We start from the raw sequence: 19,482 nt of genomic DNA on the forward strand, positions 1-19,482 counted from the left end.
TGTTTGAACGAAAGTTCATTTTGTTTTCGTTCTTAAGTTGATGGGCATGGGGTACAGTCAGGAAAATGCGGATTTACAACGCTAAGCCCATTTCCCCGACTATTCCCCCAGTTTTAACAACGTTAAGAAAGTTTTAATGGTCTTAAAGAATCTAACGAGACCACTTTCTCCGAATTAAAATGATATTCTCCTAGTAGATTAATATGTTCCCAACCTAGAGGCGACATATGGTGTAATAATTCTTCATTAAAACTACCAGACTGTTTTTGATATTCAACTGCTTTAGTTAGATGTAAGGTATTCCAAATACTAATAGCATTGATGATTATGTTTAAAGCACTGGCTCTTTGCAATTGATGTTGTATAGTCCGTTCCCTAAGCTCACCTTGTTTTCCGAAGAAAATAGCTCTTGCTAATCCGTTCATGGCTTCTCCTTTATTTAATCCCCTTTGTATTTTTCTTCTTAATGATTCATCCGATATATAATTCAAAATAAAAATTGTTTTTTCTATTCGACCCATCTCACGTAAGGCTATAGCCAAGCTGTTTTGTCTTGAATAAGATCCTAGTTTCCCCATAATAAGGGATGCTGAAACTGTTCCTTCTCTTATTGAGTGAGCTAATCGCAAAACATCCTCATAATTTTCTTTAATGACCTTTGTATTTATTTGTCCACGTAAAATGGCTTCTAATTTTGGATACTCACTTGCTTTATCTATTGTAAATAATTTTGAGTCTGCTAAATCTCTTATTCTTGGGGCAAATTTAAATCCTAATAAATGAGTCAGTCCGAATATTTGATCTGTGTAACCAGCTGTGTCTGTATAATGCTCTTCTATGTTTAAATCCGTTTCATGGTGCAACAAACCATCTAAAACATGAATCGCATCCCTTGAATTAGTATGAATAATCTTTGTGTAGTAAGAAGAGAATTGATCACTAGTAAAACGGTAGATGGTGGCTCCTTTTCCAGTTCCATAATGTGGGTTTGCATCTGCATGTAGTGATGAAACACCTAACTGCATTCTCATACCGTCTGATGAGGATGTTGTACCGTCTCCCCAATAGGAAGACAATTGTAATTTGTGATGAAAATTTACTAATACGGCTTGGGCTTTATTCATTGCATCTTCATACATGCGCCATTGAGATACATTGGCTAATTGCTTATATGTAAGTCCGGGTGTTGCTTCAGCCATCTTGCTTACACCTATATTCATTCCCATTCCTAAAAGGGCAGCCATAATAATAATCGTTTCTTCTTTATCCGGTTTTCGATTATTGGAAGCATGAGTAAATTGCTCATGAAATCCTGTTATATAAGCAATATCCATCAGTAAATCGGTTAATTTTATTCTTGGTAGCATCTGATAAAGGCTTGCACTAAACTTTTTTGCTTCTTCTGGTACATCTTTTTCTAAGCGTGCAAGTGACAGCTTTCCTTTATCAAGAGAAACTCCATCTAACTTGTTGGAATTGGCAGTTAACCACTTTAACCTTTCATTAAGGCTGCTGGTTCTCTCCGTTATATAATCTTCGAATGATAAACTAACTGATAATCTCGTATTCTCTTTCGTTTGATTCCATGTAAATTCGGAAAACAAATATTCCTCAAAATCTCTATATTGTCTGCTGCCAACAATGGAAACATCTCCTGCCCGAACATGCTCCCGAAGTTCTGTTAAAACAGCCATTTCATAGTAATGACGATTGATTGTTGTACCATCATTCTCGTATAAATGCTTTTTCCAACGTTTTGAAATAAAATCCACAGGTGAGTCATCAGGTACTTTTCGTTTTCCGGATTCGTTCATTCCTCGGATAATCTCTACAGCTTGTAAAAGTGGCTCATTTGCCTTTGTAGAATGAAATTCCAACACCCTTAATAGCGTTGGCGTATATTTTCTTAGTGAATAAAATCGTTTTTGCAGTAAGTCTAAATAATCATAGTCAGCAGGACGTGCAAGCTCCTGGGCTTCTTCGACCGAAGAGACAAAAGAATTCCATTCAATAACGGATTCTAAAACCTCAAAAACGTCTAATTTTTCCTGTTTTGCTTTGATCAAAGCTTGTCCGATGTTCGTAAAGTGTATAACTTTCTCATTCAGCTTTTTACCGTTCAGTTTCTGAATTTCCTCTTGAGCCTTACGACCTTTTGATAAGAGACTAAGTATTTGTCTGTCATGAATTTCAAAAGCTTTATCCGTCAAATCTTGATTAAGATGTAATAAATAGACGGTTAGTATTGAATATCGTTTATTTTCCTGAAAATCACGGAATGCATAAGGTTCATATCTTGAACCCAAGCGAGACAGCTGTAACAGGCGATTGCGGTGCAAATGATTAATTTGCACCGTTTCTAATTCCATTCCTCGTATGTATTCGAGTCGTTCTATTACTTTTAAAAAGGTTTCGGGTGAAGGATGTCCCGGTGGTTCTTTTAACCAACCCAATATCGTTTTATTGGATTCTGACGAATGCTGCAAGGTAATAATATCTTCAAGTTTTTCTTTTTGTTCATTTGTTAGGGATTGACTAACCGTGTTAAATAGCTTCTTTTCAGCCATTGCCCTTGCTTCCCACACTATTCTTTCAAGTGTAGTGATAGCAGGCAGTATGATTTTGTTTTTTCTTAGAAAATCTATGCATTCATGTAGTAGATGAATGGCATCACCATTTTCCAAAGCCAATTGATGTAGGTGCTTAAATGTCATTCTATATTCTTTCAGGCTTAATCACAGGGTTACTGCTCTAGTCCGTCAGATATATTACAATAAAAGGAAAATGGTTTAGCTTTGCTGCTTTTCTTAGTTATCTTGATGGTCTCTATGTTTGAAATTATACTATTAAAAAAACATGTAGATCAGAGGGAGAACCAGTGAAGAAAAATTGGAATGAAGAAGAGCTTTTAGCAAACTTTATGTTAATGCCAAATGAACTACATCTATCTATGGGGAATAAAACAGAAACGAACCGTTTGGGCTTTGCCGTGTTACTAAAGTATTTCCAACAGAAAGCTAGATTCCCTAGCCAAAAGCAAGACATCCCAAAAGTAGTGATCGAGTACATAGCGAAACAGCTTGATGTTTCGCATGATCAATTTGATGAATATAGTTGGGGTGGAAAAGAAAAGACTTATACCCGACATCGAAAAAATATAAGGGATTTTTTTGGATTTCAGGAGCTTACACGTACAGATAATGATCGTTTGGGACAATGGTTAGAAGAACAAGTTCAGTCTACACATGATACAGACTATTTAAAAAACCAAGCATACAGTCTCTTTCGTAAATGGAAAGTTGAACCTCCTTCTATTGGGAGCTTAAAGCGTATGATTGACTCTGCCATTGATACTTTTGAAAAGAGCTTATATAAAATGACATATCAGCAATTATCTGCTAAGACGTGCACTCGGTTAGATGCTTTACTTGAGTCCCATGCTGATGAGGATTCTGATGGAGAGGAAACCGACATTTTAACTTTTCGTCAACTATTATCTTCTCCTCGTAAACCAAGTGTAAATGCGATGGAGATGGAGGTTAAAAAACTGTTAGCTATACGACATCTCCAAATTCCTAATGGCTTGTTTCATCATATGACTCCAAAATTACTAAAGAAATATCGACTTCGTGCAGCTACTGAGACTGTAACGGAATTGCGAGCACATCCAGCACCCATTCGCTACACCTTACTTGCCATCTTATTTTGGCATCGTCATGCTGAAGTTATCGACTATTTAGCTGATCTGTTGGATGAAATCACTCTCAAGTTCGGAAATAAGGCCAAGAATACTACCCGTAAAGAAGCAGTAGAAGAGTTGGAAAGGGTTCAAGGGAAAAATAAACATATTATCAACTTATTAAAAGCGACGGTTAATCATCCAGATGGAATTATTCAAGATACTCTATATCCGATTGTAGGCGCTTCAACAATTCGGGATATTATTAAAGACATGACAAGAAATCACCGAGAATACAAAGAAAAAATCTATATAAAGATGCATTCTTCCTATCGGGGGCATTATCGGATTGCTTTCTGTAATATCTTAAAAAATCTTACGTTCAGATCTAATAATCAATCTCATCAACCTGTCATTGAAGCTCTTCAACTAATTCGAGAATATGGTGATAGTGGTCAACGTTTTTTTGCAGCTAATGACGAAGTTCCTATTGAAGGAGTGATCCAGCCCAAATGGAAGGATATCATTATTGAGACGGATAGTAAGGGAATGGAGAGGGTTAACCGAATCAATTATGAGATTGCTGTTTTACAAACACTTCGAACGCGCCTCCGGTGTTTTACCGTTAATATCAATAACATGTGTTGTATTATCGATTTTACGAGTACTGATGTTAGAATTTACTTTATCAAAAGATAATGTAGAACTGCCCCACATTTCATTAAATTCAACCTCATATATACCAGCTAGTTCTGGCCAATTGATTTCTACAACATGTTGTTGGTTACCATCTAAAATTCCTTGTTCCATATTCGTTTCAGAACCATAGGTCCTAAAATTACTCTCAATCCTTACTTCTTTATTAAAACAAGTATAAAATGATTCCTACTTCAAATACTAAAAAAAAACTATTGAAGGATATGATTCAAATGACACTCCATCTAAATAAAAATAACTGCCCTAATTATGAAAAAATTAAATACATCCTCAACGAATCACCAGACTTAATGTGTAGAACACTTGAAGTTGGTGGAGATTGTCTCGAAGTTATTTTCATGAAAAATTTAATTAAACAAGAGTTTCTAAATGAGTATGTAATTAAATACATTCAACAACTTCCGATAGAATACATAACTTACTCTTATTTATTGAAAAACATACCAATGAACGAAGTAAAGAAAAACCTTAAGGAACAAGAGATTATCTCTTCCCTCTTAAATGGATTCGCTTATATTTACTTATCAGACGAAAGTAAAGCATTTATGGTAAATTGCGCCAACCCTATTGAAAGATCTATTGAGAAAGCAGAAACAGAATCATTGGTATACGGTCCTAAAATATCGTTTACAGAATCATTATCTTCTAACATTAAAATTATAAGACGAAATCTAAATGATTCTAATTTGTGTACAGATGAATTAAAAATAGGAGAACGTGTTAAGAAGCAAGTAAGAATTATATATCTTAAAGATATAGCGGATGATGACACACTTAAAACACTTAAGGAGAAGTTTGAAAATATAAAAACTGATAATATAAGTGACAGTTCAGTATTGGCACAATGTCTTGAAGATAATCATTACTCATTTTTTCCACAGTTTATATTAACAGAGTTGCCCGATAGATTCCTCTACTCTATTTTAAACGGACGGATTGGTGTTCTTATAGATGAAAGTCCAATTGCTATTATTGGACCTGCTAATTTTTTTTCGTTTTTTGAATCAACAGAAGACATATATTTGAGATGGTCCTTAAGTACTTTTATAAGATTTATACGATTATTTGCTATGGCAGGGTCACTATTTCTTACAGCATTTTATGTTGCAACCATGACATTTCACTCTGAACTAATTCCATCTAAATTGTTACTTATAATTGGGCAATCACGTTCACAAGTTCCTTTTCCACCTTTGCTAGAAGCACTTTTACTCGAATTATTAATTGAATTACTTAGAGAGGCTGGGGCACGCCTTCCGTCAAAAGTAGGGCAAACAATGGGGATTGTTGGAGGTATTGTTATTGGCCAAGCAACTGTTGAGGCAGGTTTAACTAGCAACATTTTAATTATTATTGTGGCATTTAGTGCATTAGGGGCATTTACGGCTCCTATTTATGAAATGGGCACTGCTATAAGAATTGCTAGATTTCCTTTCATTATTCTAGCAGGTGTTTGGGGATTAAATGGGATTATTATCGGTGTCTGTGTAATGATGGTCCACTTGTTAAAATTGACATCATTAAACAAACCTTATCTTGCACCTCTATACCCTTTTAGGATTAAGGATATAAAATACTTCTTAATACGTCTACCCCACCATTTTTATATGAGACGTCCTGTTGTCAATCGCCCAAAAGATTCATTCCGCACAAGGTGGAGATTTAAAAAAACAGAAAAAGATTTAGATGAATTTTGAGGTGGATAATGAAATCAAATATTAGTTTTGTAAATGCCTATATGGCTTTCTTTATCATACACACTTCGCAAATTGGTATGGGCATACTTGGAGTCCCGAAAATTATTTATCTTGAATCTAAGAAAGATGCTTGGATCTCAGTTTTACTATCCGGTCTATTCATTAGTATTATCACTTGGATTATTATTAGCATACTTAAAAAACATGGAAACTGTAATCTTTATGAAATACACGAAAATTTATTTGGTCGCTTTATAGGAAGTATCATCAATACCTTAATTGTCATTTACTTTATTGCTGTACATTACTCTATCATCATCAGTTATGTTGAATTGTCCCTAACATGGGGATATGAAGGAGTTTATGAATGGGTAGGCACTTTAGCACTATTATTAATAACAATTTATGCAGTATCAGGTGGATTCAGAGTAGTTGCAGGGATATGCTTCTTATCCTTTTTAATGACTATATGGCTGCTATTTGTGATGTATCAACCACTTGATTCCATAAACTTAACTAGAATTTTACCCATCATGTCGACAACTCCGTCAGAAATGATGAAAGGAGTTTTTAAAAGCAGTTATACAATGTTGGGTTTTGAGACTTTATTTTTTATTTTTCCTTTTATAAAGGAGAAAAAAAACTACTTCTATTCAGTCAATTAGCAATCTGGTTTACCACACTTCTTGTTTTAATTGCAACTGTTATTTCCATATTATTTTATAGCCCTAAAGAATTAGAAAAACAGATCTGGCCTATTGTCAGTATGATAAGCGCTGTCCATTTTCCATTTATTGAGCGCTTTGAATCTATAGCAGTTTCATTATGGATATTAGTTATTTTTCCAAATTTATGTATAATCCTATTCATTTCTTCCAAAGGAGTTAAACAAATATTTCATTTAAAACTAAAACATGGAATATGGGTAATCTCAATAATCATTTTTATCACGAGTTTTTTTATCACAAAAAGAGTCGACAATAACCTTTTGATTGATAAAGTTGGTCAAGTAGGCTTTTACCTATGGTTTATCTATCCAATATTCTTATATTTCATTTCAATCATTAAATCTAAAATCTTTTCACGTTCAAAACGGAGTTGAAAAAATGAAAATACGGCTTATTCTACTTTGTGTCTTTCTCTGTACGGCATGTATGCCACCTGAAAAAATATTAGAAAGGCAAGGAATTTCAACTATTATTGGTTTTGACTTACTTGATGAGAATACATACAAAGGCACTATTAGCTTGTTACAATTCGACCGTAAAGAAGAAAAGACGAGTGTAACCATTTCTGCCGTCGGAACTACAAGCAAACAAATAAGACAAAATTTAGAACAACAGACAAGCCACCACCTTACTTCTGGTCAATTAAGGACCATACTGTTTAATAAAAATATGGCAGAAACAGTAGGAATTTCTTCTTTTCTGGATACTATGCAACGAGATAGCAGTATCAGTTCTTTAATCTTTTTGGCCATTACTGATAATGCTGAGGAGACGATTAAAAATAAAAACTATGAAGAATATCCCGAAATGGGATCCTATATCTATCAACTATTGGATAAACACGAAAAGAAAGAAATGTTAGTCAACTCCAACTTGCATGATTTTATTTCCACACTATATGAAATTGGTATCGATCCTACCTTACCTATTCTATCGAATGAGAATGGTGTAGCACCCTATTTAGATGGGGTTGCATTATTTAGGGATGATAAAATAGTTGGTTCTATTTCCATGAAAAAAAACCTGTATATAAAATTATTCACCAATCATAATGCTTTTTTGGGGGATATAACTTTAAATATTCCTGCAGAGGTATTAGAAGAAAAGGGAATAAAACTAGTCGAAAAGCAAAAAGGAGATAAATTTAATATTACAATTCACCCAATAAAGTACCGCGGAAATGTTGAATTATCTCAGGAAGAGTCGGTTAATTTAAATGCATCTATTTTAGTTTCAACTATAGAATTACAGCCTTCTGTTACTCTTAAAAATAAGGAATCAATAAAAAAAATGGAGCTAATAATTGAAGAAGAACTAAACAAAGAATTCGGGGATATTCTTGAGGAGTTTAGAAAATTAAATACTGATCCAATTGGCATTGGAAGAAAAATAAAAAGTATAAGAAAATATTCCAATTTAAATGAAAAAGATTTGAGAGGAAAGTATTCCACATTAAATTTAAAACCAAATATTAAGGTAGAAATAAAACGAACTGGGGCAGTTGATTAGTTCACGAATTACTTGTGAAGAACCTCATTTACTTATGAAGAGCTCACCGAGGTTGATATTAAACTTATCTTCCAATAGTTCAATAATTGTATGTAAAACCATAATTAACTACAATCCTTATTCAACAATCTGGCCCTATTGCGGAACAAAAATAAAAGAGCTCTCTTCAGTCATACTGCGGCTGGTTAGTTTAATAAAATTAGCCCCATAAACGGACATTTATGGGGCTGGTCCTTATTGGAGCAAAACACACTCTATTTACCCTGATCTTTGGTACCAAAACTCATTCCCAAAATCAAAGTAACATTTTTAATAACAAACACCGTTTTTGGTGCTAATATATTCATATAAATAGTTTTTAGTAGGTGATTAATTATGATTTTTGGTTACGCGCGAGTGAGTACGGAGGAACAAAACCTAGATATGCAAGTTGATGCATTAACACAATTCGGGGTTGAGAAGATTTATAAAGAAAAATTAACTGGCACACGAAGAGATAGGCCTCAATTAGAAGACCTTTTAAAAATTTTACGAAGTGGCGATAAAATTGTTGTATATAAACTTGACCGTATTTCACGTTCCACAAAACATTTGATAGAACTGAGCGAATTATTTAACGATATGGGTGTACATTTTGTATCAATTACTGACAGTATTGACACTTCAACCGCAATGGGAAAGTTTTTCTTTCGTACAATGGCAAGCATCGCTGAACTAGAAAGAGATATTATTAGTGAACGAACAAAGTCTGGTCTTCAAGCAGCAAGATCAAGAGGAAAGAAAGGTGGGAGACCTACTAAGAAAGAAGATAAAGTGGAAATGGCTGTTAAGATGTATAAGAGTAAAGACTATACAATTAAGCAAATTACAGTGGCGACTGGTATCAGTAAGACCACGCTGTATAGGTATTTAGACAAGGCGCTATAGGGTTGCCTCAGTAATTTAGTTATTAACGATTTGTAAAGATCTTATCGATTAAACCGTATTCTAAAGCTTTTTCTGCTGTCATGAAGTTGTCGCGGTCTGTGTCGCGTTGTAGTACTTCAAGTGGTTGACCAGTGCGGTCAGCAAGAATTTGGTTTAGTTTTTCACGTAAGAATAGGATACGTTTAGCAGCGATTTCGATTTCAGTCGCTTGACCTTGTGCCCCGCCAAGTGGTTGGTGAATCATTACTTCACTGTTTGGAAGTGCATAACGTTTTCCTTTTTCACCTGCTGCAAGTAAGAATGCACCCATAGATGCAGCCATACCGATACAGATTGTTGATACTTGCGGTTTAATAAACTGCATTGTATCGTAAATTGCCATACCTGCTGTGATAGAACCACCAGGGCTGTTGATGTAGATGTGAATATCTTTTTCTGGATCTTGAGATTCCAAGAATAAAAGCTGGGAAACGATTGAGTTAGCTACGTTGTCATCAATTGCGCTACCAAGCATAATGATGCGGTCTTTTAATAGTCGAGAGTAAATATCGTAAGCGCGTTCTCCACGATTTGTTTGTTCAATTACTGTAGGAATTAAATTCATCTGTTATTTCCTCCTTCAAAAGCTTTCTTAGTCTTATAATACAATTATGGTCAATAAAGGTCAAACGAAACCACTTTAAATCAAAAAAATATGTAGTTGTACCATGAAATATTCGCTATGTTTTTGAAATTCCCTGCTTATGTATCTTCAACATCATAACCGAATTACATAAATTTAAACGTTATAAAAACTGTAGAAAAAAAGAAAAGAACGCCTTTTTTACTGAAGCGTTCTTTCGATATCTATTCTTTTAAAAGATAGGTCACTTTATTTAAAATCTTTTCGATTTGTTTCGCGTTTTTACTATACATTTCGCTTGCTGATTTCGACTTTGTTTCTAAAGAAAATAGTTCAAGATCAGCATGACATTTTTTTAAAGATGCCAATAATAAAGGTTTGTTTTGAGGAGAAGGCATTTGTAGTTTGTCATTATAAATGTCGATAGTAAGTTGTCCATATGAATCCACTTGACCGAGAAAGACGTTTTCAATGACAACACCGAGTTTTTCGAGCTCAGAATGTAACCAAGCTCGGTTATGTCCGCTTGCTGAAAGAGGTTCATCTAGTACATTGCCATCCATAATAACAGTTTGTGGTTCTTTTTCGTTTGCTACTTTTAAACCGATGTCTTTTGCTGTGAGTGGTTGGCGATCTTTCTTTAATAATACATTTAATTCTCCGCTCGGTTCTAGTACAGCAAATTCAACATCAGCTACGCTGAAGGCATCTTTTCCACGAAGAAGTTCCAGTAATTCGTCACTTGTATATTTTTCTTTCTTTAAGTTGTCTTCGAGTATCTTTCCATCTTTTATTAATACGGTAGATTTCCCTTGAAAGAAGTCCCGAGCTGTTTTGTTCTTTAAAGAAAGGATTCCTCTTAAAAAAGGTACCACAGCGAAAATGAGTATCGCAAAGACGCCGTGAAAAAATTTTGAATCGAGCCCTGTAGATACTTGGGCAGCGATGCCACCGATTGTCATTCCGGCTATGTATTCAATAAAGGAGAGCTGAGAGATTTGTCTTTTCCCTAACCATTTCGTAATAGCGAATAAAATAATTAATATGAATACAGAGCGAAGAATGACAAGTGTCCATTCCGGCAGGTGAGACATAGTCATTTCCTCCAGTCTACTTAAAACCCTTTATATTGAGGTTCTTCACGTTCTAATACTGAAACTCTATTTTGTAAATCAGCGATGATGCTCTCCATTTCTAACATACATTCATGAAATACACGTTTTGATTCTGCGTCCTGTGAATGTAGTGAAAGGGAGCTCAAACTTGCTTGAGCGCCCCTTACACTAGCAAGGCAGGTTTTGACGCTAGCGATAACTGTCATACGAACACCTTATCCTTTCGGTTTGAATAGCAATGCTCCGATGAAGCCGAAAATAATAGCTGCGGATACACCGGCGCTTGTTACTTTAAACATGCCGGTAATAATGCCAACGATGCCATGTTTTGCAGCTTCTTCCATTGCACCGTGAACGAGGGCATTACCAAAGCTTGTAATAGGTACAGTTGCCCCAGCTCCAGCGAAATCAATTAATGGTTCATACAAATTGAATCCATCTAATATAGCTCCAGCAACAACGAGTGTTGCCATTGTATGAGCTGGTGTTAGCTTTCCAACATCAAACATAAGTTGGCCGATTACACATATAAGTCCGCCAATGACGAAAGCCCAGAAAAAAATCATTGCGTTGCACCTCCAAATTCAATCGAAACGGCATGAGCGATACACGGAATCGTTTCTTCTTGTTGGAATGTAAGTGGAGATAGTAAAGCGCCTGTCGCAACGACAAGTATTTTATTAAACTCTCCTCTTTTCATTCGGTTTAATAAGTGACCGTATACGACCGTTGCGGAACACCCTGGTCCACTAGCGCCAGCGATGACAGGTTGCCCTTCTCTATAAATGAGCAGCCCGCAATCTTGAAACTGTTCGCTCGTTACTTTCGTTCCGTGTTTATGTAATAAGTCATAAGCAATTTCGCGTCCTACATGTCCGAGGTCACCCGTTACGATTAAATCGTAGTAAGAGGCATCAATTTGTCGTTCGCGTAAATGGGCTTCAATTGTATCAACGGCAGCTGGAGCCATTGCACCTCCCATATTAAATGGATCTGTTAATCCCATATCAACCACTCGTCCGATTGTGGCAGATGTTACCCTAGGACCGTGTCCAGTATCGCTTAAAATAGCAGCTCCTGCTCCGGTTACTGTCCACTGCGCGGTAGGTGGTTTTTGCCCACCATATTCGGTAGGATAGCGGAACTGTTTTTCTACAGCTGTATTATGACTGGATGCACCAGTTAATAAATATTTTGCGCCTTTTGCATTTACGATACTTGCTCCAAGTGCTAAACCTTCCATAGAAGTAGAACAAGCGCCGAATAGTCCGAGATAAGGAGTGCCCAGTGTACGGCAAGCAAAGCTTGTAGGGGTAATTTGATTAATTAAATCGCCTGCGAGTACAAATTGAATATCGTCTTTACGAAGTTTTGCCTTTTCAGTAGCGCGGCTACAAGCTTCTTCGAACAAAATTTTATGTGCTTTTTCATAGGAATCTTGTCCGAGCCATAAATCTTCATGGAGGGTATCGAAGTCTTCTGGAATTTTGCCTTTAGCTTCAAACGGCCCGCCAACGACTCCCGTCGAAATAATAACTGGTTTGTTTTCAAATACCCACGTTCGGTGTCCTTGTAACATTTATAGCCCTCCCCATTGAACGAGAATCGTTTTAATAAGTGCGATGACGAAAGCGGAAAATACACCAAATAAAATAACAGAACCAGCTAATTTAAACATGTTACCACCAACGCCGAGTACAAAACCTTCTGTGCGGTGTTCGATACATGCGGCAATAACGGAGTTACCAAATCCAGTGACAGGTACAGCTGTGCCTGCTCCGGCAAATTGACCAAACCGATCGTATATACCAAATCCAGTTAATAACATGGAGATGAAAATAAGAGTTGCGACTGTTGGATTCCCTGCTGAGCGTTCAGTGAAATCGAAATACGTAATATAAAAAGTAGAAATGAGTTGCCCAATTAGGCAAATGAAACCACCAACGAAAAAGGCTTTTATACAGTTTTTTAAGACAGGACGCTTCGGTTCGCGTTCTTGCTCGAATTTTTTATATTCCTGTTGCACAGGGGTTAAGTTTTTATCTTTACTAGACATTGCAAACCTTCCTTTTCTTTTAAAAAGCGTTAAGTGTTAGACTCCATTTTTTTACCAATGAATTTTAATTGTTTATTAATTTCATCTTTAGATACTTTCTTTTCCTTAATTTTTCTTTCAAGCTTTTCAAGTAACATAAAGATTTTTTTATCTGTACTTACACGAACATCGAAAGTGGGGTGCTCATCACTTAGCTGCTTTTGGAGCTTCTTACGGAGAGGTTTTAATCCAAATCTTTCGTGATGCTCAGGTGTAACTGCTATGTAGAGATCTAAATTTGAATTTACTGCTGTACTTTTTATAATTTCATCCATAGTGAGAGCTCTTTTCTTGGCTCCTTGTGATATAGATTGATTAAAGGATTCCATACTCGTTTTTGTTAACTTTGGACCTTTCTCTTTCTCCGTTCGTTTTGCTTCTTCTTTCTCTTTTTTATCTAAAGGACTATTATCACATCCGGTAAAAGAGCTAAATAGAAGGGCAAATAATACGGTTATGAGTCCGAGTTTTTGCATATTTATCATTCCATTTCTATTGCAATATGTAATGTGATAGAAAAAGGATGACTGCATATCATCCTTTTTCTATTTCACAGCAAGACTGATTCGTTATTGCTGTGAGTATTGTGGTTCTTCTTGTTTGACTTCTTCAACGCGTGGGTTTAAAGAATCGATAATCGTTTGTGTTTGCTGTGCAGCTGTTTGGAAAAGTTGCTTAGCTTGTTGGTTATCCGTATCAAGAGCGAATCCCTCTAAGCTAGCTTGTGCACTTTTTAATCCAGAAACAGTTTGTTTTAATTTCGTAATTACAGTCATTGAATGAAGCCTCCTTTGGAATATCAATTCAAAGATTATAATTTGTGAGTTGGGGTGAATTTATGATTGGAAAATTTAGGGGGGTGCTTTGTTAATATACTCATAACTAAGCGTCATAAAGGATTACGGGGATATTTTTATTGATTTAGATGGATTTTATTGCTATTATTATGAGAAGAAAATGAAGTGTTTTCTATTATCATGCGCCCATAGCTCAGTCGGATAGAGCGGTGGTTTCCGGTACCACGTCTTATATATGACAAAGGAAACCAAATGTGCTTTAGGGTGCGGTATAAAGCTGTTTGTCGGAGTTTTTAACGCTTAACTTGAGCGGGAACAAACCGCAAACGTCCTACGTAGGCATTAGCGAATTATTGTCGCATAGTAAAAAGGTGCTACGTGTAACCAAATGAAGATAATGATAGTACATATGCGGAGAGCTTCCGTCTGAAATTCGTTTCAGATAGGGGGCTCTTTTTTTATTATGTCTAAAAGTATACGAGTAGTAAAAAGACGAAGAGAAGTAGTTGATTTTATTGGTACTGCGGAAGCACTAGACACAGAAGCGGCGATAGCGATTGCTGCGCAGGCATTTCGGGCAGAGGGATTTAGAAAGCGTACTATAGATGATTACAGCAAGCTCTTTCGTTATTTCATGCGAGAATTGAACATTGAGAAAGTCGAGATCATTACGGCGGCACATGTACAAATGTATATTAATAAGCTGCTTAATCGAGAATTAGCACCTGCCACTGTAAATATTCGCATATCGGCGTTGAAGTCGGTCTTTAAGCGATTGAATGAGCAGGGCTACATTAAAAGCAATCCCGCTGTAGACTTTGTAAAGTTACGTACCGATGAAGCGCCGATTTTTACGCTAAATCATAATCAGATAAAGCGCATTTTTCGTGTGGTAGATAAGACGACCTATGCAGGCTATAGAGATTACTGCGCCATGCTGCTTATGTTGCACTGCGGGTTGCGTGTAAACGAAGTAAATCAGCTAGAGGCTAACGATATAGATTTTGATAACCTTACGATTATGTTAGCAGGCGCTAAGAATAAGAACCGTAAAACTAGAGCTGTACCTATGACGAAGAAGGTAGCGGAAGAGCTACGAATGCTTATAGGGGTCCTACCACATGCCCATCAACTTAAGAACGAAAACAAAATGAACTTTCGTTCAAACAAACTAAAAAACACGTAATGTACTTTTGGTATTGAAAAGTACACACACCAAATAAACTCTAACGAGTTTCATTTTAAAAATTATGCAGCTTTCTTTTGTTTTCCAAACCCATTATACTCATAGACAACACCCATAATATCAAAGATAGTTTTCTTCTCATATCGATGAGATTTCCGTCCATTCTTCTGTAGGAGGTCGAACAAACGGATTAAAATCTTTGTTAGATTTTGGGTGTTTCTCTGTATCGCTTGATATAACAGCGATACATGATCTTGAATCATCCCAATGGCTTTATATTCACTTAATTCTCTTTTGTTCTTTTGCAAAAGAAGTTTACGCATCTTAAACATCGTAGAAGAACAGATAAAGATGGCAATAAGTCTTCCATACACATGACATTCTAATCGCTCTTTTTTGATAGTTTGCCAATGATGAATTTGAAATAAGGATTTCCACGTTTTAAAAATAATTTCTATTTGCCAGCGAAGGGAGTAAAAGTCATGTATTTGTTCCATCGGAACAACTCCTTCAGGCGTATTTGAGACATATATGTTGATACCCGTTAATCGTTTACTCTTTTCTGAAAATGTAATACCCTTTTTACTTTCAGTGTAACTTTGTTTTTTTCTACGTTCCTGTATCTGTTTGTCTGTTAAACGATAGATAATTACACGTGTGAATAGTTTTTGATTCTTTCCAATGTAAGCTTCTTTTATTTCGTATGTTTGACCGGGTTTTAAATTGTTCATAATATGTTCTAAATCAACTTGGATATACTGTGATTGCTTTTTTACGGTTCCGTTTCGAAAGTATTCTGGAAACGGATTTTTTACATACACGGTATGGTTTAATTTTAATCTGGATATATAATAAGCACCTCGTTGATCCATTTGATCTAAGTCTTCTAATGAAAAATAACCTAAATCACGGATACATAAATCGCTTGGACGTAATGTGTCTAAGCATTCTGTTCCAAAGGTCTTATCATTATTTTTTCCTGGACCTATCTGAAAGTTTAGAAACTGTCCGCTATGTAAGTCATATTCTAATTGAATCTTGATACCCGCTGTTTGTGCACAACCACCTGATCCAGGATATACATGGGCTAAATGTTTTGGTACTTGGAAAATCGTCGCATCTAAAATACGAATTCGTTGAAAATACGTGAGCGCCGCGCTTGAAATGGCCGATGTTTCACAGATTTTACTTTTCCATAATGCCGAAAAAATATATTTCAAAAATTCAACCGCTTTTTTATCAAAGCGTTTATTGAGTCCTTCTGGACTCATAAGAGTGCCTGTGGCCGCATGTAATTGACTGCATAGTCGAACAAGCGAGTCACTCGCTGTACGTTGACTTACCCAAATACATATGGTAGCTAATTCATTTCCAGAAAACTTTCGTTTTCTTTTTACAAAACCTAATTCTTTTGCGAGTTCTTCCAAAAGAGAAGGGGTTAAATGACGATACAGTTCTTCAGAAAATAGTTGTAATTCATCTTGAATCGAAAGATTCATAAAAAATGTCACCCTTTCTAGCTAGCTTTTTAGAAAGAATAACGTTTTTTGTCACTTGGGGGTAGTGAAAATTCTTAAGTTGATGGGCATGGGGTCCTACCAACAAAAAGCGCAAAACATACGCTAGGCAAAATTTAACATGACGAAACTGTTGAGTGACAATAAAGTTCTTTCCTTACCAATAAAGTTGTTTACTAATCGGTTTGTTTTATTACAATAAAGTCGTTTGCTTTTACCATAAGGTTGATAAATCAACTGTTTGAACGCATAAAAGTAAACAACTATTTTTATGCATTTGGCGAAAATCTAAAAAATGGGGTTGCCAGCAAGATTTCTTCAGGAGGCTCTCTTGTGCTAAACAGCCAGGCCAAGTACCTTATTTCACGATAACGGTTGATCAATTCCAGCACTTCTCCGACTTTGTTTTCCTTCATCAATCTCTCGCTGAACAAAATGGCAGAGATTTGTCCCAAGTTTAAGCGTTGTTGTGATGTACTGTACAAATCATTTGCCGCCTCCGTAAACGAGGAACCTTCGCCTTTGCCCACCCAAACCGGGGGCTGCTCCGCTTTTTGCTGTCCCTCCAGCTTGGCCACTGTCGAGAAATCAAGCAATTGCACATACAAGGTGTATTGGCCATCGACATAGTCTATTCCAACAGCCGTAGCATAGTTCATGTTTTGCACTTCATATCTGCTCCAGCAACCGGTAAGGGTGAGAAGAAGGAAAAGTGCAACCATACTTTTATATCTCCTCATTTATGCCTGTCCCCTTGCCTTGTAGAATCTCGTGTCTTCAACATGTCCGGTCGAGTGTTTCGCTATGGCCAAGGTAATCGAAACAAAGCGTTGGCCAAGTCTTTAAATGGAGGTGATATTGGGGCCAAGTAAGGCAAGCCGCATGAACGCAATGAGGCTAAATGGCTGAGCACAATAAATAATCCAAGAAAGAAGCCATAAATGCCAAGCGTGGCAGACAGAATGAAAAGAAAAAAGCGTAAGGTACTAATCGTTCCAGCCAATGATAGGCTCGATAAAGTTGAACCAAAGATTTGTGTAATTGCTCCGATGACAACGATACCTGGGGATAAGGATCCAGCACGAATGGCCGCATCCCCCAGGATAAGTCCTCCTACAACCGTTACCGTGGAGCCGACCGCAGAAGGCAATCGGATACCAGCTTCCCGCAGGATTTCTAAGAAGAGAAGTGCAATAAACATTTCAACTGCCACATCAAAAGGGATTCCCAACCGGTTAATCCCCAAAGTGGCAAGTAGATAATAGGGCAGCTGATCTTGATGATAGGAAAGAATGGCAACAAAAAATGCAGGAAGCAGTAGCGATACGGACAAGCCAAGTAAACGAAGCGTTTGACCAAATGTAGCTGCCAAAGCAGTAAAGTGGATATCTTCGGGTGCTTTCACAAGCAAAAATAAATTGGCAGGCGCAATCAACGCAGCCGGTGTACCATCCACAATCAACGCTACACGCCCATTGAGCATACAGTTCACGGTAAAGTCTGCTCTGCCTGTATACCCCATCAAAGGAAACAATGCTTTTGTCGGTTCCATTAATTCTTCTAGCTGAGTGGCGCTAAACGCTCCGTCAATGTGAAGATCATCTAATTTATTCTTTACATCTTGAACAATCTTAGGATCAACAATGTCACGCATGTAAAGAATTGCAACGGTTGTTTTCGTGCGAACGCCTACTTTTTTCGTTTCATAAACCATGCTGGTTGATTTGATTCGTTTCCGAATTAACGCCACATTGACTCCCACTTCTTCCACAAATCCATCCTTTGGCCCCCGTACCGAAAGCATTCGCATCATCTGTACGTTCTTTCAAGCTGCGCGTAATATCTGCTGTTCTACTCATTTTAATTTGCAGGCCTTCATAATGGTTTTCCAAGAGATTTCGGATGCTACGGGAAATATTTAAGGTAATTTCTTTTTCCTGCATCCCATTGCCAATAGCTCCTGGGTCCATTCTCCCGTGACCAGGATCTAAATATAATTTAAACATTTTACACCACCTCGTACAAATAAAATATGATCGAAGAGTAACGGAGGTATAGGAATTCGTCTGAGATACATATAAAAATAGGTGATGATAGGCATTACATTTCATTGAATCAGATGATTTATTTTAAAGCTAAGAAATTTTCCAAATACGAGACCATATGTATGAGCAGCAATTAATGTTCCATATTTTTCGTGGGTCAGGCAAACTCTTGTTCATCTAGACAGTAGGCTGATTGATTATTGATGCTTCTTTCTTAACAAAACACCTAAGTGATTCTCTGTGCATATACTGTATCATTACTACAGGATTATGATTAAATACAACTCAATCTATACATAAAATAATCAAGGAGAGGTTAATTTTGAAAATTCCAAAGACAGCCAAAGTTAGTATCCCCTTTCCATCCGTATGGGGGATTGATGCTTCTATTGCGGGGAGATCCATTATTAGAGGTATACTTACCATTGATTCCATTGTAGACAACAAAGTAGTAGGTACAGTTAATTTTCGTGGTATACCTATTCCGATTAATGGGTATTGGGACGAAAGCGCTAAACAAATAAGTTTCGATTCACCATATGCCTCCTTTTTTGGCAACTTGACAATAATTGATGAGACCGCTATAAGCATTCGGCATTTCATTTTAAGTGGACGGTTTATAATGAAACCTCCCTCTTTGCTGGCTGGTGAATACGGAAATTGGATTGCTACAACCTTTACAACCCGTTTGGGACCTCCCATATATACTAATGTTTTACCACCTGCTGGTGCCTTTTCAGTCTCAAGTATGCTCTTGGGACAGCAATTGTTTTAATTAGACCATGACTTTATAAAAACAACCTTCGTTTGTGATTGACTAAGGTTGTTTTTTATAAAGTGTTCTCGGA

Annotated in this window: 17 protein-coding genes and 3 pseudogenes; 7 read left to right on the top strand and 13 right to left on the bottom strand. The window is 36.6% G+C overall.

The window, feature by feature from the left end; genetic code table 11:
- Positions 1 to 122: 122 nt before the first annotated feature.
- Positions 123 to 2,732, bottom strand: a pseudogene (locus J0835_RS28370) (Tn3 family transposase); the annotation flags it as partial.
- A 146-nt stretch (positions 2,733 to 2,878) separates the two neighbouring features.
- On the opposite strand from J0835_RS28370, the pseudogene J0835_RS28375 reads away from it, so the two are divergent.
- The 5 genes and pseudogenes from J0835_RS28375 to J0835_RS28395 form a co-directional block, all read left to right on the top strand.
- Positions 2,879 to 4,297: pseudogene (locus J0835_RS28375) on the top strand (DUF4158 domain-containing protein); the annotation flags it as partial.
- A gap of 311 nt (positions 4,298 to 4,608) precedes the next feature.
- A complete protein-coding gene (locus tag J0835_RS28380; protein ID WP_000172443.1) occupies positions 4,609 to 6,093 on the top strand; it encodes a spore germination protein in 1,485 nt (494 codons plus the stop codon).
- Positions 6,094 to 6,170: 77 nt separating this feature from the next.
- Positions 6,171 to 7,195, top strand: a pseudogene (locus J0835_RS29270) (GerAB/ArcD/ProY family transporter).
- A 4-nt stretch (positions 7,196 to 7,199) separates the two neighbouring features.
- Complete coding sequence (locus tag J0835_RS28390) at positions 7,200 to 8,330, top strand: Ger(x)C family spore germination protein (protein WP_000702268.1); 1,131 nt, start codon at positions 7,200 to 7,202, stop codon at positions 8,328 to 8,330.
- 375 nt (positions 8,331 to 8,705) lie between these two features.
- Positions 8,706 to 9,257, top strand: coding sequence for a recombinase family protein (locus J0835_RS28395; protein ID WP_000576160.1), 552 nt, complete (start codon positions 8,706 to 8,708; stop codon positions 9,255 to 9,257).
- A 22-nt stretch (positions 9,258 to 9,279) separates the two neighbouring features.
- Here J0835_RS28395 and clpP read toward each other — a convergent pair whose 3' ends face one another.
- The 8 genes from clpP to J0835_RS28435 all read right to left on the bottom strand — a co-directional run bounded on the left by clpP (position 9,280) and on the right by J0835_RS28435 (position 13,865).
- A complete protein-coding gene (gene clpP / locus J0835_RS28400; protein WP_001049162.1) occupies positions 9,280 to 9,861 on the bottom strand; it encodes an ATP-dependent Clp endopeptidase proteolytic subunit ClpP in 582 nt (193 codons plus the stop codon).
- Between the two features lie 242 nt (positions 9,862 to 10,103).
- Entirely contained in the window at positions 10,104 to 10,973 is an 870-nt protein-coding gene (locus J0835_RS28405) for a DUF421 domain-containing protein (RefSeq protein WP_088028556.1), read from the bottom strand.
- Between the two features lie 20 nt (positions 10,974 to 10,993).
- A complete protein-coding gene (locus tag J0835_RS28410; protein ID WP_000215901.1) occupies positions 10,994 to 11,200 on the bottom strand; it encodes a DUF1657 domain-containing protein in 207 nt (68 codons plus the stop codon).
- Between the two features lie 9 nt (positions 11,201 to 11,209).
- Complete coding sequence (gene spoVAE, locus J0835_RS28415) at positions 11,210 to 11,560, bottom strand: stage V sporulation protein AE (protein WP_000575917.1); 351 nt, start codon at positions 11,558 to 11,560, stop codon at positions 11,210 to 11,212.
- Positions 11,557 to 12,573, bottom strand: coding sequence for a stage V sporulation protein AD (spoVAD, locus tag J0835_RS28420; protein WP_000938965.1), 1,017 nt, complete (start codon positions 12,571 to 12,573; stop codon positions 11,557 to 11,559). The genes spoVAE and spoVAD overlap by 4 nt, the downstream gene beginning before the upstream one ends.
- Positions 12,574 to 13,050, bottom strand: coding sequence for a stage V sporulation protein AC (gene spoVAC / locus J0835_RS28425; protein WP_000095403.1), 477 nt, complete (start codon positions 13,048 to 13,050; stop codon positions 12,574 to 12,576).
- A gap of 29 nt (positions 13,051 to 13,079) precedes the next feature.
- Positions 13,080 to 13,565 (bottom strand): YhcN/YlaJ family sporulation lipoprotein, encoded by a 486-nt coding sequence (locus tag J0835_RS28430; protein WP_001170593.1) that lies wholly within the window; start codon positions 13,563 to 13,565, stop codon positions 13,080 to 13,082.
- 93 nt (positions 13,566 to 13,658) lie between these two features.
- Positions 13,659 to 13,865, bottom strand: a complete 207-nt coding sequence (locus tag J0835_RS28435) for a DUF1657 domain-containing protein (protein WP_000216164.1) — start codon at positions 13,863 to 13,865, stop codon at positions 13,659 to 13,661.
- 484 nt (positions 13,866 to 14,349) lie between these two features.
- On the opposite strand from J0835_RS28435, the gene J0835_RS28440 reads away from it, so the two are divergent.
- Complete coding sequence (locus J0835_RS28440; protein WP_000045536.1) at positions 14,350 to 15,072, top strand: tyrosine-type recombinase/integrase; 723 nt, start codon at positions 14,350 to 14,352, stop codon at positions 15,070 to 15,072.
- A gap of 62 nt (positions 15,073 to 15,134) precedes the next feature.
- Here J0835_RS28440 and J0835_RS28445 read toward each other — a convergent pair whose 3' ends face one another.
- The 4 genes from J0835_RS28445 to J0835_RS28460 form a co-directional block, all read right to left on the bottom strand.
- Positions 15,135 to 16,571 carry an IS4 family transposase gene (locus J0835_RS28445; RefSeq protein WP_001053964.1) on the bottom strand — a complete coding sequence of 479 codons (1,437 nt, stop codon included), beginning with the start codon at positions 16,569 to 16,571 and terminating at the stop codon, positions 15,135 to 15,137.
- 287 nt (positions 16,572 to 16,858) lie between these two features.
- The gene (locus J0835_RS28450; RefSeq protein WP_000226102.1) at positions 16,859 to 17,311 is read right to left on the bottom strand and encodes a Ger(x)C family spore germination protein; all 453 of its coding nucleotides are present in this window, start codon (positions 17,309 to 17,311) and stop codon (positions 16,859 to 16,861) included.
- 80 nt (positions 17,312 to 17,391) lie between these two features.
- Positions 17,392 to 18,360, bottom strand: coding sequence for a spore germination protein (locus J0835_RS28455; protein WP_228271847.1), 969 nt, complete (start codon positions 18,358 to 18,360; stop codon positions 17,392 to 17,394).
- The gene (locus J0835_RS28460; RefSeq protein ID WP_002073809.1) at positions 18,293 to 18,595 is read right to left on the bottom strand and encodes an N-acetylmuramoyl-L-alanine amidase family protein; all 303 of its coding nucleotides are present in this window, start codon (positions 18,593 to 18,595) and stop codon (positions 18,293 to 18,295) included. Before J0835_RS28460 ends, J0835_RS28455 begins: the two co-directional genes overlap by 68 nt.
- A gap of 361 nt (positions 18,596 to 18,956) precedes the next feature.
- On the opposite strand from J0835_RS28460, the gene J0835_RS28465 reads away from it, so the two are divergent.
- Entirely contained in the window at positions 18,957 to 19,409 is a 453-nt protein-coding gene (locus J0835_RS28465; RefSeq protein WP_000701228.1) for a hypothetical protein, read from the top strand.
- The last annotated feature ends 73 nt before the right edge of the window (positions 19,410 to 19,482 follow it).

This window comes from Bacillus cereus group sp. Sample62 (assembly GCF_036851315.1).
Classification (GTDB): Bacteria; Bacillota; Bacilli; order Bacillales; family Bacillaceae_G; genus Bacillus_A; species Bacillus_A wiedmannii.

What these genes read in the sequence shown, in the direction of transcription:
- J0835_RS28390 (WP_000702268.1), top strand. Translation starts at nt 7,200, where the DNA reads ATGAAAATACGGCTTATTCTACTTTGTGTCTTTCTCTGTACGGCATGT.
- J0835_RS28430 (WP_001170593.1), bottom strand. Translation starts at nt 13,565, where the DNA reads ATGCAAAAACTCGGACTCATAACCGTATTATTTGCCCTTCTATTTAGC.
- J0835_RS28445 (WP_001053964.1), bottom strand. Translation starts at nt 16,571, where the DNA reads ATGAATCTTTCGATTCAAGATGAATTACAACTATTTTCTGAAGAACTG.
- J0835_RS28380 (WP_000172443.1), top strand. Translation starts at nt 4,609, where the DNA reads ATGACACTCCATCTAAATAAAAATAACTGCCCTAATTATGAAAAAATT.
- J0835_RS28410 (WP_000215901.1), bottom strand. Translation starts at nt 11,200, where the DNA reads ATGACAGTTATCGCTAGCGTCAAAACCTGCCTTGCTAGTGTAAGGGGC.
- spoVAD (WP_000938965.1), bottom strand. Translation starts at nt 12,573, where the DNA reads ATGTTACAAGGACACCGAACGTGGGTATTTGAAAACAAACCAGTTATT.
- J0835_RS28440 (WP_000045536.1), top strand. Translation starts at nt 14,350, where the DNA reads ATGTCTAAAAGTATACGAGTAGTAAAAAGACGAAGAGAAGTAGTTGAT.
- spoVAC (WP_000095403.1), bottom strand. Translation starts at nt 13,050, where the DNA reads ATGTCTAGTAAAGATAAAAACTTAACCCCTGTGCAACAGGAATATAAA.
- J0835_RS28405 (WP_088028556.1), bottom strand. Translation starts at nt 10,973, where the DNA reads ATGTCTCACCTGCCGGAATGGACACTTGTCATTCTTCGCTCTGTATTC.
- J0835_RS28460 (WP_002073809.1), bottom strand. Translation starts at nt 18,595, where the DNA reads ATGTTTAAATTATATTTAGATCCTGGTCACGGGAGAATGGACCCAGGA.
- spoVAE (WP_000575917.1), bottom strand. Translation starts at nt 11,560, where the DNA reads ATGATTTTTTTCTGGGCTTTCGTCATTGGCGGACTTATATGTGTAATC.
- J0835_RS28395 (WP_000576160.1), top strand. Translation starts at nt 8,706, where the DNA reads ATGATTTTTGGTTACGCGCGAGTGAGTACGGAGGAACAAAACCTAGAT.
- J0835_RS28450 (WP_000226102.1), bottom strand. Translation starts at nt 17,311, where the DNA reads ATGGTTGCACTTTTCCTTCTTCTCACCCTTACCGGTTGCTGGAGCAGA.
- J0835_RS28435 (WP_000216164.1), bottom strand. Translation starts at nt 13,865, where the DNA reads ATGACTGTAATTACGAAATTAAAACAAACTGTTTCTGGATTAAAAAGT.
- clpP (WP_001049162.1), bottom strand. Translation starts at nt 9,861, where the DNA reads ATGAATTTAATTCCTACAGTAATTGAACAAACAAATCGTGGAGAACGC.